The sequence below is a fragment of the Micromonospora sp. IBSANI012 genome, from assembly GCF_052814045.1.
In genome coordinates this window covers 14,956-34,833 of record NZ_CP199933.1, presented here as the reverse complement: position 1 = coordinate 34,833, position 19,878 = coordinate 14,956, and the positions used below count along the sequence as shown (strand labels likewise).

20 protein-coding genes are annotated in these 19,878 nt (G+C 73.1%); 13 read left to right on the top strand and 7 right to left on the bottom strand.

What is annotated here, in order from left to right; all coding sequences use genetic code 11:
• Window positions 1-26: 26 nt before the first annotated feature.
• Window positions 27-1,403 (bottom strand): MFS transporter, encoded by a 1,377-nt coding sequence (locus ACTWM8_RS00170; RefSeq protein ID WP_446212006.1) that lies wholly within the window; start codon window positions 1,401-1,403, stop codon window positions 27-29.
• An 89-nt stretch (window positions 1,404-1,492) separates the two neighbouring features.
• Window positions 1,493-1,753 carry a hypothetical protein gene (locus ACTWM8_RS00165; RefSeq protein ID WP_446212005.1) on the bottom strand — a complete coding sequence of 87 codons (261 nt, stop codon included), beginning with the start codon at window positions 1,751-1,753 and terminating at the stop codon, window positions 1,493-1,495.
• A gap of 222 nt (window positions 1,754-1,975) precedes the next feature.
• On the opposite strand from ACTWM8_RS00165, the gene ACTWM8_RS00160 reads away from it, so the two are divergent.
• Window positions 1,976-6,490, top strand: a complete 4,515-nt coding sequence (locus tag ACTWM8_RS00160) for an HAD-IC family P-type ATPase (protein WP_446212004.1) — start codon at window positions 1,976-1,978, stop codon at window positions 6,488-6,490.
• Window positions 6,491-6,593: 103 nt separating this feature from the next.
• Window positions 6,594-6,728, top strand: a complete 135-nt coding sequence (locus ACTWM8_RS00155) for a hypothetical protein (RefSeq protein ID WP_446212003.1) — start codon at window positions 6,594-6,596, stop codon at window positions 6,726-6,728.
• A 74-nt stretch (window positions 6,729-6,802) separates the two neighbouring features.
• Here ACTWM8_RS00155 and ACTWM8_RS00150 read toward each other — a convergent pair whose 3' ends face one another.
• Entirely contained in the window at window positions 6,803-7,222 is a 420-nt protein-coding gene (locus ACTWM8_RS00150) for a CBS domain-containing protein (RefSeq protein ID WP_446212002.1), read from the bottom strand.
• A gap of 69 nt (window positions 7,223-7,291) precedes the next feature.
• On the opposite strand from ACTWM8_RS00150, the gene ACTWM8_RS00145 reads away from it, so the two are divergent.
• Entirely contained in the window at window positions 7,292-7,630 is a 339-nt protein-coding gene (locus ACTWM8_RS00145; RefSeq protein WP_446212001.1) for a hypothetical protein, read from the top strand.
• Window positions 7,631-7,714: 84 nt separating this feature from the next.
• Window positions 7,715-9,262: a protein kinase domain-containing protein gene (locus tag ACTWM8_RS00140; RefSeq protein WP_446212000.1), complete on the top strand. Its 1,548-nt coding sequence runs from the start codon at window positions 7,715-7,717 to the stop codon at window positions 9,260-9,262.
• Between the two features lie 146 nt (window positions 9,263-9,408).
• Here ACTWM8_RS00140 and ACTWM8_RS00135 read toward each other — a convergent pair whose 3' ends face one another.
• Both ACTWM8_RS00135 and ACTWM8_RS00130 read right to left on the bottom strand, forming a co-directional pair.
• Window positions 9,409-10,362, bottom strand: a complete 954-nt coding sequence (locus ACTWM8_RS00135) for an L-threonylcarbamoyladenylate synthase (RefSeq protein WP_446214725.1) — start codon at window positions 10,360-10,362, stop codon at window positions 9,409-9,411.
• A gap of 426 nt (window positions 10,363-10,788) precedes the next feature.
• Window positions 10,789-11,247: an ArsI/CadI family heavy metal resistance metalloenzyme gene (locus ACTWM8_RS00130; protein WP_446211999.1), complete on the bottom strand. Its 459-nt coding sequence runs from the start codon at window positions 11,245-11,247 to the stop codon at window positions 10,789-10,791.
• A gap of 114 nt (window positions 11,248-11,361) precedes the next feature.
• On the opposite strand from ACTWM8_RS00130, the gene ACTWM8_RS00125 reads away from it, so the two are divergent.
• The 7 genes from ACTWM8_RS00125 (at window position 11,362) to ACTWM8_RS00095 (ending at window position 16,276) form a co-directional block, all read left to right on the top strand.
• Window positions 11,362-11,736, top strand: coding sequence for an ArsR/SmtB family transcription factor (locus ACTWM8_RS00125; RefSeq protein WP_377611241.1), 375 nt, complete (start codon window positions 11,362-11,364; stop codon window positions 11,734-11,736).
• Complete coding sequence (locus ACTWM8_RS00120; RefSeq protein ID WP_446211998.1) at window positions 11,733-12,464, top strand: aquaporin; 732 nt, start codon at window positions 11,733-11,735, stop codon at window positions 12,462-12,464. The genes ACTWM8_RS00125 and ACTWM8_RS00120 overlap by 4 nt, the downstream gene beginning before the upstream one ends.
• A 20-nt stretch (window positions 12,465-12,484) precedes the next feature.
• Window positions 12,485-12,958: an N-acetyltransferase family protein gene (locus ACTWM8_RS00115; RefSeq protein WP_446214724.1), complete on the top strand. Its 474-nt coding sequence runs from the start codon at window positions 12,485-12,487 to the stop codon at window positions 12,956-12,958.
• A gap of 15 nt (window positions 12,959-12,973) precedes the next feature.
• On the top strand, window positions 12,974-13,381 hold the full coding sequence (locus tag ACTWM8_RS00110; protein WP_446211997.1) for an arsenate reductase ArsC: 408 nt from the start codon (window positions 12,974-12,976) through the stop codon (window positions 13,379-13,381).
• 449 nt (window positions 13,382-13,830) lie between these two features.
• The gene (locus tag ACTWM8_RS00105) at window positions 13,831-14,163 is read left to right on the top strand and encodes a PadR family transcriptional regulator (RefSeq protein WP_446211996.1); all 333 of its coding nucleotides are present in this window, start codon (window positions 13,831-13,833) and stop codon (window positions 14,161-14,163) included.
• The gene (locus ACTWM8_RS00100; RefSeq protein ID WP_446211995.1) at window positions 14,160-15,104 is read left to right on the top strand and encodes a hypothetical protein; all 945 of its coding nucleotides are present in this window, start codon (window positions 14,160-14,162) and stop codon (window positions 15,102-15,104) included. The genes ACTWM8_RS00105 and ACTWM8_RS00100 overlap by 4 nt, the downstream gene beginning before the upstream one ends.
• A 464-nt stretch (window positions 15,105-15,568) precedes the next feature.
• Window positions 15,569-16,276: a VOC family protein gene (locus ACTWM8_RS00095; RefSeq protein WP_446211994.1), complete on the top strand. Its 708-nt coding sequence runs from the start codon at window positions 15,569-15,571 to the stop codon at window positions 16,274-16,276.
• 355 nt (window positions 16,277-16,631) lie between these two features.
• Here the strand turns inward: ACTWM8_RS00095 and ACTWM8_RS00090 are convergent, their stop codons facing one another.
• A complete protein-coding gene (locus tag ACTWM8_RS00090; RefSeq protein WP_446211993.1) occupies window positions 16,632-16,940 on the bottom strand; it encodes a hypothetical protein in 309 nt (102 codons plus the stop codon).
• A gap of 120 nt (window positions 16,941-17,060) precedes the next feature.
• A complete protein-coding gene (locus tag ACTWM8_RS00085) occupies window positions 17,061-17,858 on the bottom strand; it encodes an inositol monophosphatase family protein (RefSeq protein ID WP_446211992.1) in 798 nt (265 codons plus the stop codon).
• A gap of 125 nt (window positions 17,859-17,983) precedes the next feature.
• Between ACTWM8_RS00085 and ACTWM8_RS00080 the strand changes: the two genes are divergently transcribed.
• Entirely contained in the window at window positions 17,984-18,496 is a 513-nt protein-coding gene (locus ACTWM8_RS00080; protein WP_446211991.1) for a class I SAM-dependent methyltransferase, read from the top strand.
• A 189-nt stretch (window positions 18,497-18,685) separates the two neighbouring features.
• Window positions 18,686-19,849, top strand: coding sequence for an LPXTG cell wall anchor domain-containing protein (locus ACTWM8_RS00075; protein ID WP_446211990.1), 1,164 nt, complete (start codon window positions 18,686-18,688; stop codon window positions 19,847-19,849).
• Window positions 19,850-19,878 lie beyond the last annotated feature (29 nt).

The window sequence follows — 19,878 nt, the reverse complement described above, 5'->3', positions numbered from 1 at the left end:
CCCGACGGCCGGAGACGCGCGGCGGGTCAGCGGGGTACGGCGGGCGCCACCCGCCCGACGAGCAGCAACCCGAGCAGGCCGCAGCCCGCCGCGACCGCCAACATCCCCGCGTAGTCGACCGGACCGGGCGCCGCCCCGGCGGCCAGCACGGTGCCGGTGAGCGCCAGCACCGTGGCGGCGAAGAGCGAGTCGCCCAGTTGCAGCGACGAGCTGTTGCGCCCCTGCTCACCGGGGGCGGACAGGTCCAGGGTGAGCACCGACAGGGACGGGAAGAGCAGGCCCATCCCGGTGCCGGCCACCGCCCAGCCCGCCACCGCGACCGCCACCGGCACGGCCGGGGCGACCGCCAGCGCGACCGTCGCGGTCCCCACCGTGATGCAGGCCAGCCCGGCCCGGGGGAACGTCGCCGAGGAGCCGGGCGCCGGCAGCCGCCCCTGCAACCAGGAGCCGGCCGACCAGGAGACCGCCCCGACGGTGAGCACCAGACCCGCGGCGGTCGGCGTGAAGCCGCGCTCGCGGGAGAGCATCAGCGGGATCACCACCTCGGCGCCGGTGAACGCCGCCGAGGCCAGGCCGCGCAGGCCGATCACCGTGGGCAGCCCACGCGCCGCACGCAGGAACCCCGCCGGCAGCAGCCGGGGCGCGCAGCAGGCCAGGCCGACCAGCGCCAGCACCACCAGCGGTACGGCGAGCGGGCCGCGCTGCTGCCCCCCGTGGTGCAGCAGTGCGGCGCTCACCCCCGCCCCGGCCGCCCAGCCGATCCTCGCCAGCGCCCCGGCGGGCGCCCGACCGCCGACCGGCGCGGGCAGGGTGCGTAGGCCGGAGTGGACCAGCAGCGCCGCCGGGACCGCCACCGCCGGCACCACGAGGAAGACCCAGCGCCACCCCAGGTGCTCCACGATCAGCCCGGCCACCGCCGGCCCGACCAGCGACGGTACGACCCAGGCGGCGGCGAACGCCGCGAACACCCGCCGGCGCAACTCCTCCGGGTACGCCTGCCCGACCACCACGTACAGCGCGACCGAGAGCAGCCCGGAGCCGAATCCCTGCACGGCCCGGCCGACGACGAGCTGCCCCATGGCGGTGGCGGTGCCGGCCAGCAGCAGCCCGGCCACGAAGAGCCCTACCCCGCTCCACATCGGCACCCGGGGACCTCGGGCGTCGCACCAGATGCCGGAGAGCACCATCGCGAGCACCCCGGCGGCGAACGTGCCGCCGAAGGCCAGCGCGTACAGGGCGAGACCGTCCAGCGCGCGGGCGACCGTGGGCATCGCGGTGCCGACCGCCAGCGCCTCGAACGCCAGCAGGGAGACCAGGGCGACGCTGCCCACCGTCATCGCCCGCAGGCGCGGGTCGTACAGGTGGGCGGCCGGGGGGACCGGCGGCGTGGCGGTGGCCGTCACCGGCCCGACCGGGTCCGGCGAGATGTGATCGACATGGGCTCAGCCTGCGACCTCAACCCGGGTTGAGGTCAACCGTGAGCCCGGTCTCGTCAGGCCGACTGAAGCGCCTCGCCGAGCCCCTTGGCCAGGCCGGACATGTGCTGGTCGGCGAGGACGTGACCGGCGGTTATCACCAGCGCCAGGGGCCACTCGATCACCTGGAGAGCGGCCAGCACCCCCAGCCCCGCGTAGTAGGCGAGCTTGTCCGGCGGCGGCACCGCCAGCTCGCCCATCATCGGGACCTCCACCCGGCGGCTGTACGCGCGGACCATCTCCTGACCACCGCTGAGGTGTCGCGTGATGGTGCTCATTGCGGCCTCCCCCTGATCCGACTTCTCCGACGTCCACCCGGATTCCACGTCCACCCCGCCTCCATGCGCCCCCCACCGGCGCAAACTTCCCTCCTCGTGGCGGCATAACGGGCGGCTCGCCGGGAAGCCAGGCCGCCTGACGAGCGCGGGAGGCGAGATGGCGTACGGCAGCAGCGGCGGGCACGGCGGGGAGCGGGGCCGGCGGCTCGGCCGTACCGCTCGATGACGGCGCTGGGCCGGGTCGCCGACCGCGTGCTCCCGCCGGTGCCGCCGTTGGTCGCCGACGCGTCCCGTACCGTCGGCTCGGTCGCGTCGCGGCTGGTCCGCGCGGTCGGGCTGACCCGGCGCCGGGTCTGGTCGCGCGGCGGACGGCACCACATCGAGGTGCACGGCGTCTGCCAGGACGGCGGCGACCGGCTGGCCCGGCAGGTCGAGACGGCGCTGGAACGGATGCCCGGGGTGACCTGGGCCCGGGTCAACGCGCCGTCCGGCCGGGTGGTGGTGGCCGTCGAGGAGCCGAAGCCCCGGCTGGGCGACCTGATCGCCACGGTGGCCCGCGCCGAACGGGTCTGCCCGTACGAGCCGGATCCGGAGATCGCGCCCCCGCACCCGCCCGAGGAGGGGCCGCGGACGCCCCGGACGCTCGGCGCGCTCGCCTCCGACGCGTTCGGCCTGACCATCTCGGCCGCCACCCGGATCCTGCCCTTCACGCCGGTCCCCGGCGAGGTGGCCGGCCTGCTGGGCGCGATCGACCTGCACCCGAAGCTGCACGCGCTGGCCGACCGCGGGCTGCGCGCCGACCCGCGCGCCGAGGTGCTGTTCCCGCTGGCCGAGGCGGTCGTCCAGGGGCTCACCGGCGGCTGGGCCGGCATCGCCCTGGACGGCATGCAGCGGATCGTGCAGTGGGGTGAGGCGCGGGCGCAGCTCTCCGCCTGGAACAAGGCCGAACCGCGGCTGACCGGCGACCCGGAGCGGGCCGTCGCCCGCTCGCCCGCCACCGAGCGGGGCCAGCCGAAGGCCGACGGCCCGGTCGAGCGGTACAAGAGCTGGGTGCTGGCCGCCGGAGCGGCGGCCGGGGCCGCCGCGGTGCCGGTCGTCGGCGGCAAGCGCGCCGCCGCGCTCGCCCTGTCCGCGCTGCCGAAGGCGCCGGGTAGCGGCCGCGAGGGGTACGCCGCGCAGCTCGGCCAGATGCTCGCCCGGCGCGGCGTGATCGCGATGGACCGCAGCGTGCTGCGTGAACTGGACCGGATCGACACGGTGGTGCTGGACGCGGCCGTGCTCGGCTCGTCCCGGGGCGTGCTCGCCGACCTGGCCCCGCTGGGCGGCGCGGCGACCGGTGAGGTGGCCGCCCGCGCGTTCGCGCTCTTCGACCCGGCCGACCCGGACGGCTCGCGGGAGGCGGACGGCTGGCGGCTCGGCCCGCTCGACGGGCTCGACGGGCTCGACGTCACCGATCCCGGGGACACCCCGGACAGCAGCCGGCTGCGCGAGGGCGGCGGCCAGCTTCTGGGGCTCGTTCACCACGACACCCTCACCGCCGTCATCCGGGTCGAGCCGGAGCCGGCGCCGGGCGTCGACGCGCTGCCCACCGCCGCCCGGCGGGCCGGCCTACGGCTGGTCGTGGCCGGCGACGACCCGCAGCGGTACGCCTTCGCCGACGCCGTCCTGCCCGGTGGTGACCGCCTCGCCGAGTCGGTCCGCACCCTGCAACGCGAGGGCGCGGTGGTGCTGGTGGTGTCCGGTGACCGGACAGCGCTCGCCGCGTCCGACTGCGGTCTCGGCGTCGCCGACCCGGAGGCGCTGCCGCCCTGGGGCGCCCACCTGCTGGTCGGCACCGACCTGCGGATCCCGGCCCTGGTCATCGAGGCGGCGGGGGTGGCCCACCGGATGACCCGGCAGAACATCCGGCTCGCCATGGCTGGCGCCGGCCTCGGCGCGTTGGGCGCCTTGACCGCCGACCGGCAGGAGCTGCCCGGCCGCACCCTGGCGGCGGTGAACGGGGCGGCCGCCCTGGCCTTCGCCCACGGCGTCTGGCGGGCGCACCGGCTGCCCCACCCGGACGGCGCGCCCACACCCGCCACCACCGCCTGGCACCTGATGCCGGTGGACACCGTGCTGCGGCAGCTCGACACCACTGCCGGCGGGCTGGCCGACGCCGAGGCGCGCCGCCGGCACACCGCCGGCACGGGCGCGGGCCCCGGCGCGGACGGTGGACTGCTACGCGCCTTCGTCGACGAACTGTCCAACCCGCTCACCCCGGTGCTGGTCGCCGGGGCGGTGCTCTCCACCGTGTTCGGCTCGCTGGTCGACGCCGCCCTGGTCGGCGGGGTGGTGGGCGGCTCCGCGCTGATCGGGGCGGTGCACCAGCGCAACACCGAACGGTCCCTGGCCGAGCTGCTGTCCCGTACGGAGGTCACCGCCCGGGTCCTGCGCGACGGGGGCGAGCAGGTGCTCCCCGCCGAGGAACTGGTGCCCGGCGACGTGGTCACGCTCGAGCCGGGCGACGCGGTGCCGGCCGACTGCCGGGTGCTCACCGCCGACGGGCTGGAGGCGGACGAGTCGTCGCTGACCGGGGAGTCGCTGCCGGTCGGCAAGACCGCCGAACCGGTGGTCGCCGCCGCCGTGGCGGACCGCCACTCGATGCTCTACGAGGGAACGACCGTCGCCGCGGGGCACGGCACCGCCGTGGTGGTGGCGATCGGCGCCGAGACCGAGTCCGGCCGCAGCCTCGCGCTGGCCGGGCAGGCCCCGCCGGCCAGCGGGGTGGAGGCCCGGCTCGGCAAGTTGACCAGCGCGGCGCTCCCGCTGGCGGCCGGTTCAGCGATCGCGGTGGCCGGGGCGGGGCTGCTGCGGGGCGTACCCCTGGCGGAGACGGCGGCGACCGCCGCGAACCTGGCCGTGGCCTCGGTGCCGGAGGGGCTGCCGTTCCTGGTCAGCGCCGCGCAGCTGGCCGCGGCCCGGCGGCTGGCCGAACACGGGGCGCTGGTCCGCAACCCGCGCACGATCGAGGCGCTGGGCCGGGTCGACGTGCTCTGCTTCGACAAGACCGGCACCCTGACCGAGGGGAGCCTGCGGCTGGCCGGCGTCGGCGACGACGGCCGGTACGCCCCGGTGGACGGGCTCGACGACGGGCTGCGACAGACCCTCGCCGCCGCGCTGCGGGCCACCCCGGCCGCCGACGACCCGGACGAGCTGCCCCAGCACACCGATCGGGCGGTCCGGCACGGCGCCCGGGACGCCGGGGTGGTGGAGCAGGTCGGCGCGGACGGCTGGGCGGCGGTCGGCGGGCTGCCCTTCGAGCCGTCCCGCGGCTATCACGCCACCGTCGGGCGGACCGGTGACCGGCTGCTGCTCAGCGTCAAGGGAGCGCCGGAGACCGTGCTGCCCCGGTGCAGCGCCTGGCGTACCCCGGGTGGCCGGGACGAGCACCTGGACGACGACGGACGGGCCGGGCTGCACGCGATGCTCGCCGACCGGGCCCGGGCCGGGCACCGCATCCTCGCCGTCGCCGAGTGCCGGGTGGGCGCCGAGACGGTCACCGACGACCAGGTGGACGACCTGGTCTTCGTCGGCTTCCTCGCCCTCGCCGACGGGGTGCGGGAGAGTGCCGCCCCGGCCGTGCGCCGGATCCGACAGGCCGGCGTGCACACCATCATGATCACCGGGGACCATCCGGCCACCGCCGAGGCGATCGCCTCGATCATCAGCGACGGCCACGACGCGCAGCGGGTGGTGACCGCCACCGAGCTGGACCAGCTCGACGACGACGCGCTCGGCGAGCGGCTGGCCCGCACCGACGTGGTCGCCCGCTGCACCCCCACCCACAAGGTGCGGATCATCCAGGCGTTGCAGAAGTGCGGCCGTACCGTGGCGATGACCGGCGACGGCGCCAACGACGCGCCGGCGATCCGGCTGGCCGACGTGGGCATCGCCCTCGGCCAGCGGGGCACCCCCGCCGCGCGGGCCGCCGCCGACCTGGTGGTCACCGACGATCGGCTGGAGACCATCATCGCCACCCTGGTCGAGGGGCGGGCGATGTGGTCCTCGGTACGCCACGCGCTGAGCATCCTGGTCGGCGGCAACCTCGGCGAGATCGCGTTCAGCGTGCTGACCGCCGCGGCGACCGGCCGGTCCGCGTTGACCGGGCGGCAACTGCTCCTGGTCAACCTGCTCACCGACCTGGCGCCGGCGCTGGCCATCGCGGTCCGGCCGCCCGGCGCCGACCACGCCGACGGGCTGCTGCGCGAGGGTCCGGACACCTCCCTCGGCGAGACGATGACCCGGGAGATCGGCCTGCGCGCGGCGGCCACCACCCTCGGCGCGACCGCCGGCTGGACGGCCGCCCGGTACACCGGACGGCGCAAACGGGCCGGCACGGTGGCACTGGTGTCGCTGGTCGGCACCCAGCTCGGGCAGACGGTGCTGGCCGGCGGCACCAGCCCGATGGTGCTCGCCTCCACCGCCGTGTCCCTCGGCGTGCTGGGCGCGGTGGTGCAGACGCCCGGGGTGAGCCAGTTCTTTGGCTGCACCCCGCTCGGGCCGGTCGGGTGGGGCATCGCCGCCGGCTCGGCGCTCGGCGCCACCTTCGCCAACGGCGCGCTGACCCGACTGGTCGAGCGGTTCCCGCCGATCGGCGACGGACCGACCGGGTCGACCGCCGACGAATCGACCGGGGACGGGCCGGCCGAGGAGAGCCCCGGCGCCGGGTCCGCCGCGGAGGAGCCGTCCGGTCGGTAGGGCGGCGGTCCGCATGGCCGCGCCGGGGCGGGGTACGGCCCGGGGGTGGAGGTGGGACGCGTAGGGCGCCGACCTGGTCGAGCTGATCCGGCCGAAGCTGACCGTGCCCATCCACTACGACGACTACCCGGTGTTCCGGTCGCCGCTGCGGCACTTCGTCGAGGAGGCGAAGCGGCGGGGGCTGGTGTCGGGGGTGCGCACCATCCTGCGTGGCGAGACCGTGCCGCTGACCGTCTGAGCGAGGGTCCCCCGTACACCGATCGCCGCCGCCCGGCGCGGAGCCGGAGGGCGGCGATCGATGATGGGACGGGATCAGGAGCGCTCGGAGATGGCCTCGATCAGGTCGCCCACCGGGCGTTCGGGCAGCGAACGGGCCACGTCGGCCACCGCCACGATCCCGACGAGCTCGTGCCCGTCGATCACCGGCAGCCGGCGCACCTTGTGCTGGCCCATCGTGCGCAGGATCTCCGCGGCGTCGTCGTCGGCGCCGATGGTCACCGCCTCGCCCTGGGCAAGCTCGCCGGCGGTCACGTTGGCCGGGTCCTTGCCCTGCGCGAGAACCTTCACCACGATGTCGCGGTCGGTGAGCATGCCCTTCAGCTTGTTGTCGTCGCCGCAGATCGGCAGCGAACCGACGCCCAGCTCGGCCATCCGCTTGGCGGCGGCCCGCAGGTCGTCCTGCTCACGAATGCAGGTCACGTCGTTGGTCATGATGTCGCGTGCGGTCGGCATGGTGACACCTCGCTTTCCGGGGGTTGTTGCCTGTTCTCCTACCCCGGCGGTCGAACGGCAATCCGGCACATGAACGGCGACCTGGCGGGAACGCAGCCGCCGGAGGTGATCGACATGCCGTTCGTCCAGGTCATCGAGTACGAGACGGACCGCCCGGCCGAGGTGCGGGCGCTCAGCGAGGAGTGGGGACAGCAGCAACTGGCCGGCGCCCCGGCACGGCTCACCGTCGCCGAGGACCGGGAGCGGCCCGGCCACTTCGTCATGGTTGCCGAGTTCGACAGCTACGACCAGGCGATGGCGCACAGCGCCCAGCCCGAGACGGGCGGGTACGCCGACCAGATGCGCAGGTTGGCCAAGGGGGAGCCGCGCTACCTCAACTTGGAGGTCGCCGTCCGACAGATGAGGTGAGCCGTGCTCCGCTGCGTGCGCAACCTCGCCCCGCGCCGATGTCGGTCGGGTGTAGCGGCGGCCTCGGCTGGAAAGATTGACCCGGTGCTGAGACGTGTGCTGGATGGCCGCTACCAGTCCGAGGAACTGCTCGGCAGCGGCGGCATGGGCGAGGTATGGCGCGGCCGGGACCTGCGACTGGACCGGCCGGTGGCGATCAAGGTGCTGTCCGCGGCCGGCCTCGAGGAGCCGATGGCCGCCGAACGGTTCGATCGTGAGGCGCGTGCGGCCGCGCGGCTGACCCACCCCCACATCGTCGGGGTGTACGACTTCGGCACCGAGGGGGACGACTCCTACCTGGTGATGGAGCTCGTGGAGGGACGGACCGTGTCGGCGCTGATCGTTGACGGCCCGCTCCCCGTCGAGCAGGCCGTGTCGATCGCGGCACAGGCTTGCGACGGGATCGCCGCGGCGCACGCAGCCGGGGTGGTCCACCGGGACGTGAAGCCGGGGAATCTGATCGTCACCCCCTCCGGCATCGTGAAGATCTGCGACTTCGGCATCGCCCGCCTGTCGGCGACCGCCGGGCACAACACCCTCACCGGTCCGGCGACCAAGCTCGGCACCAGTTCGTACATGGCGCCGGAGCAGGCGCTCGGCAAGCCGGTCGACCCGCGCACCGACCTGTACAGCCTGGGCTGCACCCTCTACGCCATGTTGGCCGGCACTCCGCCGTTCTCCGGCGATCCGCTGAGCGTCCTGCACCAGCACGTCAACGACCCGCCCGCGCCGCTACGCGACCGCCGGCCGGACGTACCCGTCGCGCTGGACGCCCTGATGTCCGAGCTGCTGGCGAAGGACCCGGCGGCCCGGCCGACGAACGCCCGGGAGGTCCGCGACCGTCTTGCGGCGCTCATGGCCTCGCCCGATGCCCTGCCGACGGCCGCCATGCCGCTCGGATCCGGCACGGTCGCGCCAGCCGGAGCGCCAGGTCCATCTGACCCCGGCGCGGCCGGTGCCGGTTCGAGCGTTCCAGACCCGGTAGCTCCGGTGGGAGATCCCGACACCGGAGGGCGGCCGGTGCGGCGGCGTCAGCGCGCGGTACTGCTGGCGGCGGGCATCCTCGGCATCGCGCTGCTCGCGCTCGCCGCCGCCGCGCTCCGGGCTCCCGCCGGCGACACGTCGGCAGACAGCGGCACGAGGGTCGCGCAGCCCTCGGTCGCACCCGCCCCCGCCAGTACGGCCGCACAGCCGAACGTGGTGGCCGTGCCGGTCACGGTCGCACCGACCACCCCATCGCTGCGGACGGTCGCTCCCACCACCCCGACCAGCCGGGCGCCCAGCCCGGCGCCCAGCCCGCAAGCCGCCTCGCGGACGCCGGCCCCGCCTGCGGACCCCGCCGTCGCGATGCGCCTGTCGATCCAGGAGCAGGTGGAGGCCGGCCAACTGAACCCCGACGCGGCCAAGGACCTGCACAGCAAGGTGGACGCGATCGCCAAGGAGATCGCCGAGGACGACCCGGAGCAGGCCGAGGAGCAGGTCAAGAAGCTACGCGACAAGCTGAGCGAACTGCTCCGGGGCGGCAAGCTCACCGCTGCCGGCTACGACGACCTGACGGCCGGCGTCGACCGGATCGCCGCCGCACTGCGGTGAGGACGGGCCGCCCGTCCGGCTGCTCACGACCACAGGGATGCCGGGCGAGCGCGGCCCCGAGCATTTCTACCGGCGGCGCGGCTTCCGGCTGACCGGCGAGCGCAGCGGTGCGCAGGTGGACGGCGAGCTGGACCTCTGAGGTGGCGTCAGTGCCAGGTGGCTGCGGCGCGCCGCAACCGGTCGTTGATCGCCCGCCCCACCCCGGTGTCGGGCGCCGCCTCGGCCAGGATCTCGGTCACCCCCGCCGCGTCCAGCCGGTGCAGGGCGTCGAAGAGCCGGGCGGCGGCCTCGGTCACGTCCCCGGCGGGTGAGAGCACCTCGACCGCCGCGTACCCGTCGGCCGGCCGCTCCCGGAAGGCCAGGAAACCGCGCCGGCCGCCGTCGGCCGGCGCCGGCTGCGCCCCCGCCACCACCCGCAACGGGGTACGCGGCGCGTAGTGCGCGGCCAGCGTCCCCGGCGCCACCGGCTGCCCGGAACTGCCCGGCCGTACGCTCACCGGCCCGACCGCCTCGACCAGCTCCTCCAAGGCGAGCGCACCGAGGCGCAGCACCACCGGCTGCGCGCCGCGCGCGTCGACGATGGTCGACTCGATCCCGCACCGGGTCGGCCCGCCGTCGAGCACCACGTCCACCGCCGCGCCGAGCCCCTTGACCACGTGCTCGGCCCGGGTCGGGCTGAGCTGCCCGAAGCGGTTCGCGCTCGGCGCCGCCACCGGCACCCCGGCGGCCCGGATCAGGGCCCGCGCGGAGGGCTCGTCCGGCACCCGGACGGCCATCGTGTCCAGCCCCGAGGTGACGATCGGCGGAATCTCGGCGGGCCGGTCCACGATCAGCGTGAGCGGTCCCGGCCAGAACCGCTCGGCCAGCGCGGCCACCGCCGGGGGCACCGGTCCGACGAGCTTCTCCAGGTCAGCGGCGTCGGCCAGGTGGGTGATCAGCGGGTCGAAGCTGGGTCGGGCCTTGGCCTCGAAGATCCGGGCGGCGGCCCGGGCGTCCAGGGCGTTCGCGCCGAGGCCGTAGACGGTCTCGGTCGGGAAGGCCACCAGTCCGCCGTTGCGCAGGACGGCGGCAGCCTCGGCGATGCCGCTGTCGGCGGGCAGGACGCGTGGGGATCCGGTGCTCACGCCCCGACGCTAGCCTGCCGACGTATCGGTCCTCCGGTCGGCCGCGCGATCACCCGCCCTCGGCCCGGCACGCCCCGCGCGGCGGGGTCGGTGACCGACACCTCCACCCAGCAGTAGAGCTGGAGGACCTGCGGCGTGGGGTCGCTCATCGACGGTTGCGTGAGCGACGGACCGCCCAGACCCCGCCCCCGATCGCCGCCGCGGTCGGCAGGAGCACACAGATCATCAGTGCCAGCAGATGCCACAGCTTGAGAGCGCCCATGGCGCAGAGGATAGGTAGCGCCTGCCACCGCCCGCTGTCCCGGCCGACAGGCTTGGCTGTACGGATCCCCGTACCGCCAAGCCTTGTCGTTCCGGCCGCGCGACCGGGCGGGTTCGGGTGGGGCAGGCGGGCCGCGACGGTCAGCAGCAGCTTGCGGCGGCTCCGCTGGTGGCGGGCTCCTTGTCGGCGGCCGGGGTGCAGCAGGCGCTCGCGGTCGCCTTCTCCAACTGCGGGGAGTCGGCCTTGACGGTGTAGACCTCCCACGGCTCGTTGCCCGGTCCGCGTACCCAGACCTTGTCCTGGAGTGCGTAGCAGCACTCCGTGCTGTTCTCCTCCAGCGTGATGAGGCCGGCGTCGGTGAGGCGCCTGGTCGCCGCGCTGACCTCGTCGGTGCTGAACACCTCCACCCCGAGGTGGTCCATGACGGTGGGCTGGTCGGGCTCGCCTTCGAGCAGGACGAGCTTCAGCGGCGGGTTCTCGACGGCGAAGTTGGCGTAGCCGGGGCGACGCTTCGCCGGCTCGACGCCGAACAGCTTGGAGTAGAAGGCGACGGAACCTTCGAGGTCGGAAACGCGCAGGGCGAGCTGGACGCGGGACATGGTTCTCCTCCTGGGACGGGTCAGCGGATGTGCTGGACTCGCACTTGTCTAGACGCTTTTCGAAGCAGGGACCCCACTGTTGCACCTTGTTTTGAAGTCTGTCAACCTAGAGGCATGTCGAAACAAGCGCTGCCGGTGGTGGACCTGCAAGCGGTGGCCTGCTGCCCTCCGATCGCCGCGAGTCCGCTGGACGCCGCGCAGGCGGAGGTCGTCGCGCCGATGTTCAAGGCCCTGGGTGACCCGGTCCGGCTGCGGCTGATGTCGATGATCGCCTCGGTGCCGGAGATCTGCGTCTGCGACCTGACCCCCGCGTTCGACCTGTCCGGGCCGACCATCTCCCACCACCTGAAGGTGCTGCGCGAGGCGGGCCTGGTCGACTCGGAGCGGCGTGGCACCTGGGTCTGGTACCGGGTCAAGGCGGAGGCGTTCCGCCAGCTCGGCCTGCTCCTGGACATCCCCGCCCGTCCCGCCGTCGAGGCCGGCGCGTGAACCTCGCCCTTTCCCGCCGGGCCGCTGCCGAGTTCGCCGGCACCGCGCTGCTCGTCGCCGCCGTCGTCGGCTCCGGGATCGCCGCCGCCCGTCTCTCGCCGGACGACGTCGGCCTCCAACTGCTGGAGAACGCGATCGCCACCGCCCTGGCCCTGGGCGCGCTGATCCTGACCTTCGGGCCGGTATCGGGCGCGCACTTCAACCCGGTCGTCTCAGCCGTCGACTGGTGGCTCGGGCGACGCGCCGGCACCGGCCTGACCGCCCAGGACCTCGCGGCCTACACCGGGGCCCAGGTCACCGGGGCGATCGCCGGGGCGATCCTGGCCGACCTCATGTTCGGGCTGCCCGCCGTGACCTGGTCCGGCACCGCCCGGACCGGCGGGAACCTGTGGCTGGCCGAGGTCGTGGCCACCGCCGGCCTGGTCGTCCTGGTCTTCGCCCTCGCCCGCAGCGGCCGCTCCGCCGCCGCGCCCGCAGCCGTGGGCGCCTACATCGGCGCCGCGTACTGGTTCACCTCGTCGACCTCGTTCGCCAACCCGGCGGTCACCATCGGGCGTGCCTTCACCGACACGTTTGCCGGCATCATGCCGACATCCGTGCCCGGCTTCGTCGTCGCCCAGGTCGCCGGCGGCCTGGTCGCCGTCGCCGCGCTCGCCCTCTGGTACCCCGACAGCGGGGACGCGGCCGACGCCGTCGTCGTGCCCCAGCTCGGCGAGGAGAACCGGTGAACGAGGTCAGGATCGTCGCCATGGACGACGAGCACGCCGAGGCCGTGCTCGACATCTACCGACTCGGCATCGCCACCGGTGACGCCACCTTCGAGACCGAGCCACCGACGTGGGAGAGGTTCACCGCCACCCGGATGCCGGACCAGCGCTGGGTCGCCGTCGACCAGACCGGCCGCGTCCTGGGCTGGATCGCCTGCTCGGCGGTCTCCGACCGCTGCGTGTACGCCGGAGTGGTCGAACACTCCGTCTACGTCCACCCCGACGCCCGCGGGCGAGGAGTCGGACGCCTGCTGCTCGACGCCCTGATCACCTCCACGGAACAGGCCGGGATCTGGACCATTCAGTCCGGCATCTTCCCCGAGAACACCGCGAGCCTGGCCCTGCACACCGCCTGCGGCTTCCGCGCCGTCGGCACCCGCCAGCGGATTGGCCGCCACAACGGGACCTGGCGCGACGTGACCCTCATCGAACGCCGCAGCCCCACCATCAACTGACAGGAAGACCCACTGATGACCGACAAGCCCAGCGTCCTGTTCGTCTGCGTCCACAACGCCGGCCGATCCCAGATGGCCGCCGGATGGCTGCGCCACCTCGCCGGAGACACCGTCGAGGTCCGCTCCGCCGGCAGTGAACCCGCCGACCGGATCAACCCCGTTGCCGTGGACGCCATGCGCGAGGTCGGCATCGACATCACCGGCCAGATCCCGAACCGCCTGACTTGGGACACCGCCGAAGCCAGCGACGTCATCATCACCATGGGCTGCGGTGACGCCTGCCCGGTCTTCCCCGGCAAGCGCTACGAGGACTGGAAGCTCACCGACCCGGCCGGGCAGCCCATCGAGGTCGTACGCCAGGTCCGCGACGACATCAGGAGCCGGGTCGTCGAGCTGCTCGCCAGCATCGAGCAGGGTCGCTGAGCGGAAATCCGGCTCGCTACTCCCACTGGTGACCTGGGCGCAGTTCCGACCCGGCCGGCCCTGCGGTGACTGCCTCTCATCCGCTGCCGCTGGGCACCATTCCTCATCGGCCCGCGGTTGCCTCCTGGCCGGCTCGCACCTCCGTGTCGCCTACCGTCGACCCTGGACCGTGTCCGTCGGCGGGCTTGGCTGTACGGATGGCTGTACAGCCACCTTCTGATCCGTAGCTCCGGGCAGTGCGGGGCGCGCAAACGCCGTACAGCAGCGAGGTACAGCAACCCACCGGCCCGCAGCGTCCCTGGCGGGGCGATCAAGGGCCATCTGACATCGCAGATAGCCGTACAGGAGTGCGGGACACTGGCCTTGGAGCGTGTCGGCCATGCGTGGTCCTTCCCGCCGCGTATCGCACCAACCTTGCCGTACTCAGTCTGACTGAATATCCTGTCGTCATGGCTATCCGCGAACAGAGCTATTACGCGCTCGCCGCGCTGATGGACGGCCCACTCCACGGATACGCGATCATCAAGCGCGCCGAGGAGTTGTCGGGCGGTCGGGTACGCATGGCGGCTGGCACCCTCTATGCGGCGCTCGACCGGCTCAGCGCCGAAGGGCTCCTACGCGTCGTCGACGAGGAGGTGGTCAACGGGCGGGCCCGGCGCTACTACGACCTCACGGACGAGGGCGTTGCCACGCTCCGCGCCGAGGCCGATCGGATGATCCAGGCTGCGCGCGTCGTGACCGACCGACCGGCGCTGCGCGTGCGGGCGGTGAGGCCGGCATGACTCAGGAGGCACTTGAGGCGCGGTACCGGCTGCTGCTGTGGGCGTACCCGAAGCGCTACCGGCGTGAGCGCGGCGCTGAGATGATCGGCACGCTCATGGAGGCGGCCGGCCCTGATCAGCAGCGCCCGACGGCGCGGGAGGGGGCGATCCTGGTCCTACGGGGATTGCAGACCCGTGCCAGGACGCACGACGCGCTTTCGACAAGCCGGGGCTCCCTAGGGGCCCTGAGGCTGGCCGTGCTCCTACTGCTGACGTACGCTACCGCCGGCAGCCTGGCCGAGACCGGCAGAGTCCTCCCCCGCGTCGTCACGGACGGCGTGGATTACCCATCTGAGCTCATCCATCCACTGGTAACCGTCATCGCCGCCTCGGCGGTCGTCGCGATAGCCGGCGGGCGATACGTACTGGGCCTGCTGGCGACGCTTAGCGCGCTCGCCGCGACGCTGGTCGTCCTGCGCCTCAGCTTCGTCGGCGTAGACAACGTCACCGGTGAGCGCCACTATCCACCGATCGAGCTCACCCGTGACATCGCCATGACTGACTCGACCCTCTGGCCGCTGCCGCTCGCCGTGCTGTTGATCGTGCCGTTGATTCTCTGGCCGGCGCCGGGCACGCGGCGGCCTGTGGCCTGGCTGCTCGCCGTGCCGGTCGCGGTGTTTCTGCTACCCACGGACTACGACGTGACGATCGGCCTGCAACCGGGGGCCACCGTCGTCGTGATGGCCGGCTTCCTGCTATGGGTTGCCGTCGATGCCCGGGCGACCATCGCGGCCGGGGTGCTGCTCATCCCGCTGATCATCGCCATGCTGTCGCTCAGAGCCCTGGGCGCCTGGGGTCAGCCCGAGGTTCTCGGCGCCACGTGGTTCTGGACACTCGTCATCGGGGCCGTCGCCCTGCTCACCGCCGGCGCCCTGGGCCTCCGCCGCCAGGCCCGCGCCTAGCAGGCCCCCGCGCCGCGTCGGTGTCGGGTGTGGCGGCAGGCCAGTTGCCGGGCTACTTCGGGCGCTGGCGACCTGTAAAACCGTCGCGAAAGCTACAGAGGTTCGAATCCTCTACCAAGGATCGGCAAGGCCCTTGACCTGCGGAAACGCAAGTCAAGGGCCTTGGTCGTCTCCCGCCGCGGTTGACCGTTGTTGCCCCTGCTCGACCGGCCGATCGGGCACGCAACGGGCATATTGGATCTTGCTGAGCGGCAAGGCGGTCCGGGTGCGGCATGGCGAGGTCCGGTGCGTAAGCCAGCAGCCGTACGACGGTCAGCCAGTGGCGGGCGGCGATCAGGGCATGCATCCGTCGGCTGACCTGGGTGTTGAGGTCTCCCAGACCAGCACGATCGGCGCCGACACTCTCGCACCGACCTCTCCGAAACCGCCTTGTTGTCCTGCTGGCCCGTGTCTACCGTGCAGTGATGCTCTCGCGAATGCTGACGGTGACCTTCGATGCGCACGACCCGGCTCGCCTGGCGCAGTTTTGGGCCGGCCTGCTCGGCCGGGAGGTCGTCGAGGACGCCGGTGGTGCGCTCCTGCCTGGCGAGGACGCCCAGCTCAGCCTCCGGTTCGTCCGAAGCGGCGCGGAGAAGGTGGGGCCGAACCGCCGCATGCACCTTCACCTGACCAGCGCCAGCCCCGCCGACCAGCAGCACACGGTGGCGACGGCGCTGGGGCTCGGCGCCGGCCACCTCGACGTCGGGCAGCGCCCCGAGGAGGGGCACGTCGTCCTGGCCGACCCCGAGGGCAACGCGTTCTGCGTGATCGAGCCGGGCAATGCCTTCCTCGCCGGGTGCGGCTTCCTCGGGGAGCTCGCCTGCGACGGCACTCGGGAGGTCGGCCTCTTCTGGAGCGAGGCGCTGGGCTGGCCGCTGGTGTGGGACCAGGACCAGGAGACCGCGATCCAGTCACCGCACGGCGGCACAAAGGTCGCGTGGGGCGGCCCGCCCGTGGCCCCGAAAGAGGTGAGGAACCGGCAGCGCTTCGCCCTCGCCCCGGCCGGTGGCGACCAGCAAGCGGAGATCGACCGGCTGATCTCCCTCGGGGCCACTCGGCTCGATGTCGGTGAGGACGGCGCCGTCGTGCTGGCCGATCCCGACGGCAACGAGTTCTGCGTGAGAGGGAACTGACCACAGCGCGGCCGGTTGCCCAGTGAGTCAGGGCGGCCTGCTGCCGGGCCATCTCCCTCTCGCCGACGTGGTCGGCGTCCGCTTCCCTACGCCGCGCGGGTCCTGGCCGCGCGGCCCGGCTGGCTGCCGGCCCACCACCCCACCTGTCAATGGCCTGTCGTTCCGCGACGGTCCTCTGGGCTCCCGCTTTCCGCGCCAGCCGCCGGGTGTCAGGCAGGACGGCCGCCAGAGCGACAGCGACAGCGGCCGGCGCGCGCCCAGGCGGCGGCGCTTTGAACCACGTCACCGGCAGTCGGTGTCCGGTCTCGGGACCTGCGTGACAGATCGGTATCAGGACCTGCGTGACGTCGACGGGCTACTGGCGCACCCGGACCGGCGAGGTGTTACCGAGCACGGAGTTCAGCTGGTCGGCCCAGTCATCATCGGCGAGCCCCGCCCCAACCAGAACGTCGCGCCAATCCTGCTGCGCCAGGGCCGCAGCATCAAGGAACCGTCGGCTATCTCCATTGGACAGGAAGACCACCGCAGCTTGGACGCGCTCGGCGCTTTCGGCAGTGCCACCGGGGGCCAACGGCACGAGATCGGTCAGGAGGTCCAGGACAGCTTCCACCTCGGACGGTCCGAAGCGTGCCCGCACCCACGCCTGCAATCGATCGCTCCCCATGCAGCCGAGTATGCCAACTGACAGGTACCCGTCCCTGGCAGTAGATCATCTAGCCGGATGTGTCACGCGCGTCCCGAGACCGATCTGTCACGGCCGCCCTGACCTATGCGGTCACAGCATCTAGCTGCGGCTGCCAATCATCGACATCAGCAGCTCGTGGGTCTCGGCGTCGCCAGCCACCACGAGCCCGCGGCCTGCGCGCCCGATCGGAGCGCCGTCGATTCCGGTGACGACACAGCCGGCGGCCCGGCACAAAGCGATGCCGGCGGCGAAATGCACGCTCTCGGCCAGGTCACCGCCATCGGTGACGTATGCGGCGCGCTTGCCGGCCGCGACCCAGGCCAAGGCCAGCGTTGTGGACACGACCCGCGGCCGGAACCGTTCGACGAACCCAGGGTGGGCCAGCAGGTCCACGGCCCGGAATCCGGGCGCGCTCGGAAACGGCGGATCCAGGTTGACGTCCACCAGCTGGGTGGCAGGCGTCGGCGTCAGCTGCGCATCGACACCGTCATGCCGCACCCAGGCGGTCTCACCGTCAGTGAAGAAGACCTCGCCGCTGAACGGGTCGGCCACCGCCGCTGCCCCATTGCGCAGCGCCACGTTGACGGCCACCAGCATGTTGCCGACGGCGTAGTTCAGCGTGCCGCACAGGGGATCCACCAACCACTGGCGCACGACGTCGGGCGCGCCCCGCTGCCCGCCTTCCTCGCCGAGCACCGCGTCATCGGGCCGAGCAGCACGGAGGACGTCGAAGATCGTCTGCTCAGCCTCCACATCGGCGGCGGTGGCGAAATCCCCGGCGCCTTTGTCGATGCGGGTGAGCCGCTGGCCGTACATCTTGCGCACCACGTCCGCGCCGGCACGTGCCGCAGCTACCGCAACTCCGGCATCGTCAAGGCTCGCGTACGAGTTGATCATGCCGTGCACCATATCGGGGCGAAACCAATCCCCACCGGTCAGGCCAGCACCGTCCCGCCCCGCTGCGGGAGGGCGCACAGGGTCTTCGGCGGCTCTGCTGACGATTCGCTGACCGCGGCGCCATCGTGACCGGCATCGATCCCAGCGCCAAGATGCTGGACCTGGCCCGGCAGCGGCTCGGCGATGGCACGGCCCTGTATCAGGGCGGTCTGGGCGGCGATCCGCTACCGTTCCCCGACGCCTCGTTCGACGATGCCATCGCCTGCCTCGTCCTTCACTACCTAGAGGACTGGACGGCACCACTCGCCGAGTTGCGACGCGTGCTCGTACCCGGCGGCCGACTCATCGTGGCCGTCAACCATCCCTTCGTCTACCACCTGATCAGGCCCGAAGGCGACTACTTCGCCACCGAACAGTGGACCGACGAGTACACCTTCAACGGCCAGCCCGCCGTGCTGACGTACTGGCACCGGCCACTGCACGCAATAGCCAACGAGTTCACCGCAGCCGGCTTCCGGATCGCCGTCGTGAGCGAACCACCTCCCGCGCCCGGTGCCCGCGAGGCGTTCCCCGACCTCGTGACCTCCCCCTCGGGGTACATCCTGTGCTTCCTGTTCTTCGTCCTCGAGGCTGCGTAGTGCGACAGCACGCAACGACCGGGCGCACGTAGCCTGATACGGCACTGGTCGCGCCCTCCGACACGGGTCACGCGGGGGATACCGAACCCGGTCGGGTGCCGATAGTGTCCACGGATCGCACCGCCCGTTCATCCGGAGGGCTCCGTCATGAGGTTCGGACTTCCGTGGCTGCCCCGAACGGTGGCCACCGTGCTGCTTCTTCTCGGAGGGGTCGGCGTGCCCGCCGCGTCCGCCTCGGCGGCGCCGGCGGGGGCGGACCTCACTGTCGACCTGGCCGGCGCGACGATTCCGCTGGAGGTCACGAAGAAGACGCTTCACCTGAAGATCAGCAACCGGGGCGACGCGACCCCGACCCGGGTCGTCGTCCGGGTCGACGCGTCGGAGCTGGATAGGTTCGATTTCAGGATCATGCTCTGGCCGACCGGCGGGCCGCGTGACTGCGACGGCGATGTCTCCGGCTGGTACTGCGACCTGCTGCCGGATCAGCTTCCGGGGCCGGGCGAGACGGTGGAGCTTCCCATCCTCGCCACCGTCCAGACCGGAGAGCCCCTCGCGGGCCGGATCAAGGTGACGGTCGAGGTCAAGCCGGTCGACGCGAATCCGGCCGACAATACGAAGTGGTTCCCGATCCAGGTGGTGGATCACCCCGAAGCCGACCTTTCGGTGGTCGCGCCGGACGTGACGCAGTCGGTGCGGATCGCTGCCGACGGCAGCCTCGCATCCACCGGCACGTTGAATCCGGGCGAGACGGGCGCGGTGCGCTACACAATCGCCAACCAGGGGCGGAAGCCGGTCGATGGTGTCAAGGTCGAACTGCGCGTGCCCACGGGCGCGACGTTCACCAGGCCGCCGGATGAATGCGTCCTCAGTGACGCCGGGCGTGCGGCGGTCTGCACCTACGACCGGCTGGCCCTCGTTCCTGTCGACCAGGACACCGACCCGAACGACCAGCTCCACTCCGCCGTCGAGCTGTACCACCTGGTGACGGTGTCGGCCGCCACGAAGGCGCCGGTCACGTTGCGGAACGGGACCGTCCTGGTCGAGGGCCTGAGCGACCCGCGGTCGGACCTTTCCGGCCCGGCGCGGAGCGACCTTCCCACGAACGCCGTCGCCGTTCGGGCGGTCGACGTTGACGACAGCGACAACCAGGACGGGTTCGCGGTCGTGGTGGCCGCGAACAGCAGCGGCGGAGGTAGTGGCGGCAGCCCCGGTGACGGTGGTGGCGCTGGTGGTGGCGGCAGCTTGCCGATCACCGGGTCCCAGGCCGGGCTGACCGCCGGGGCCGGCCTCGCCATGCTGGTGGGTGGCGGCGTGCTGCTGCTCCTGACCCGACGACGCCGGGCCATCCGGTGACCCTCGACGGGTGACCGGTGTCGGCGGTG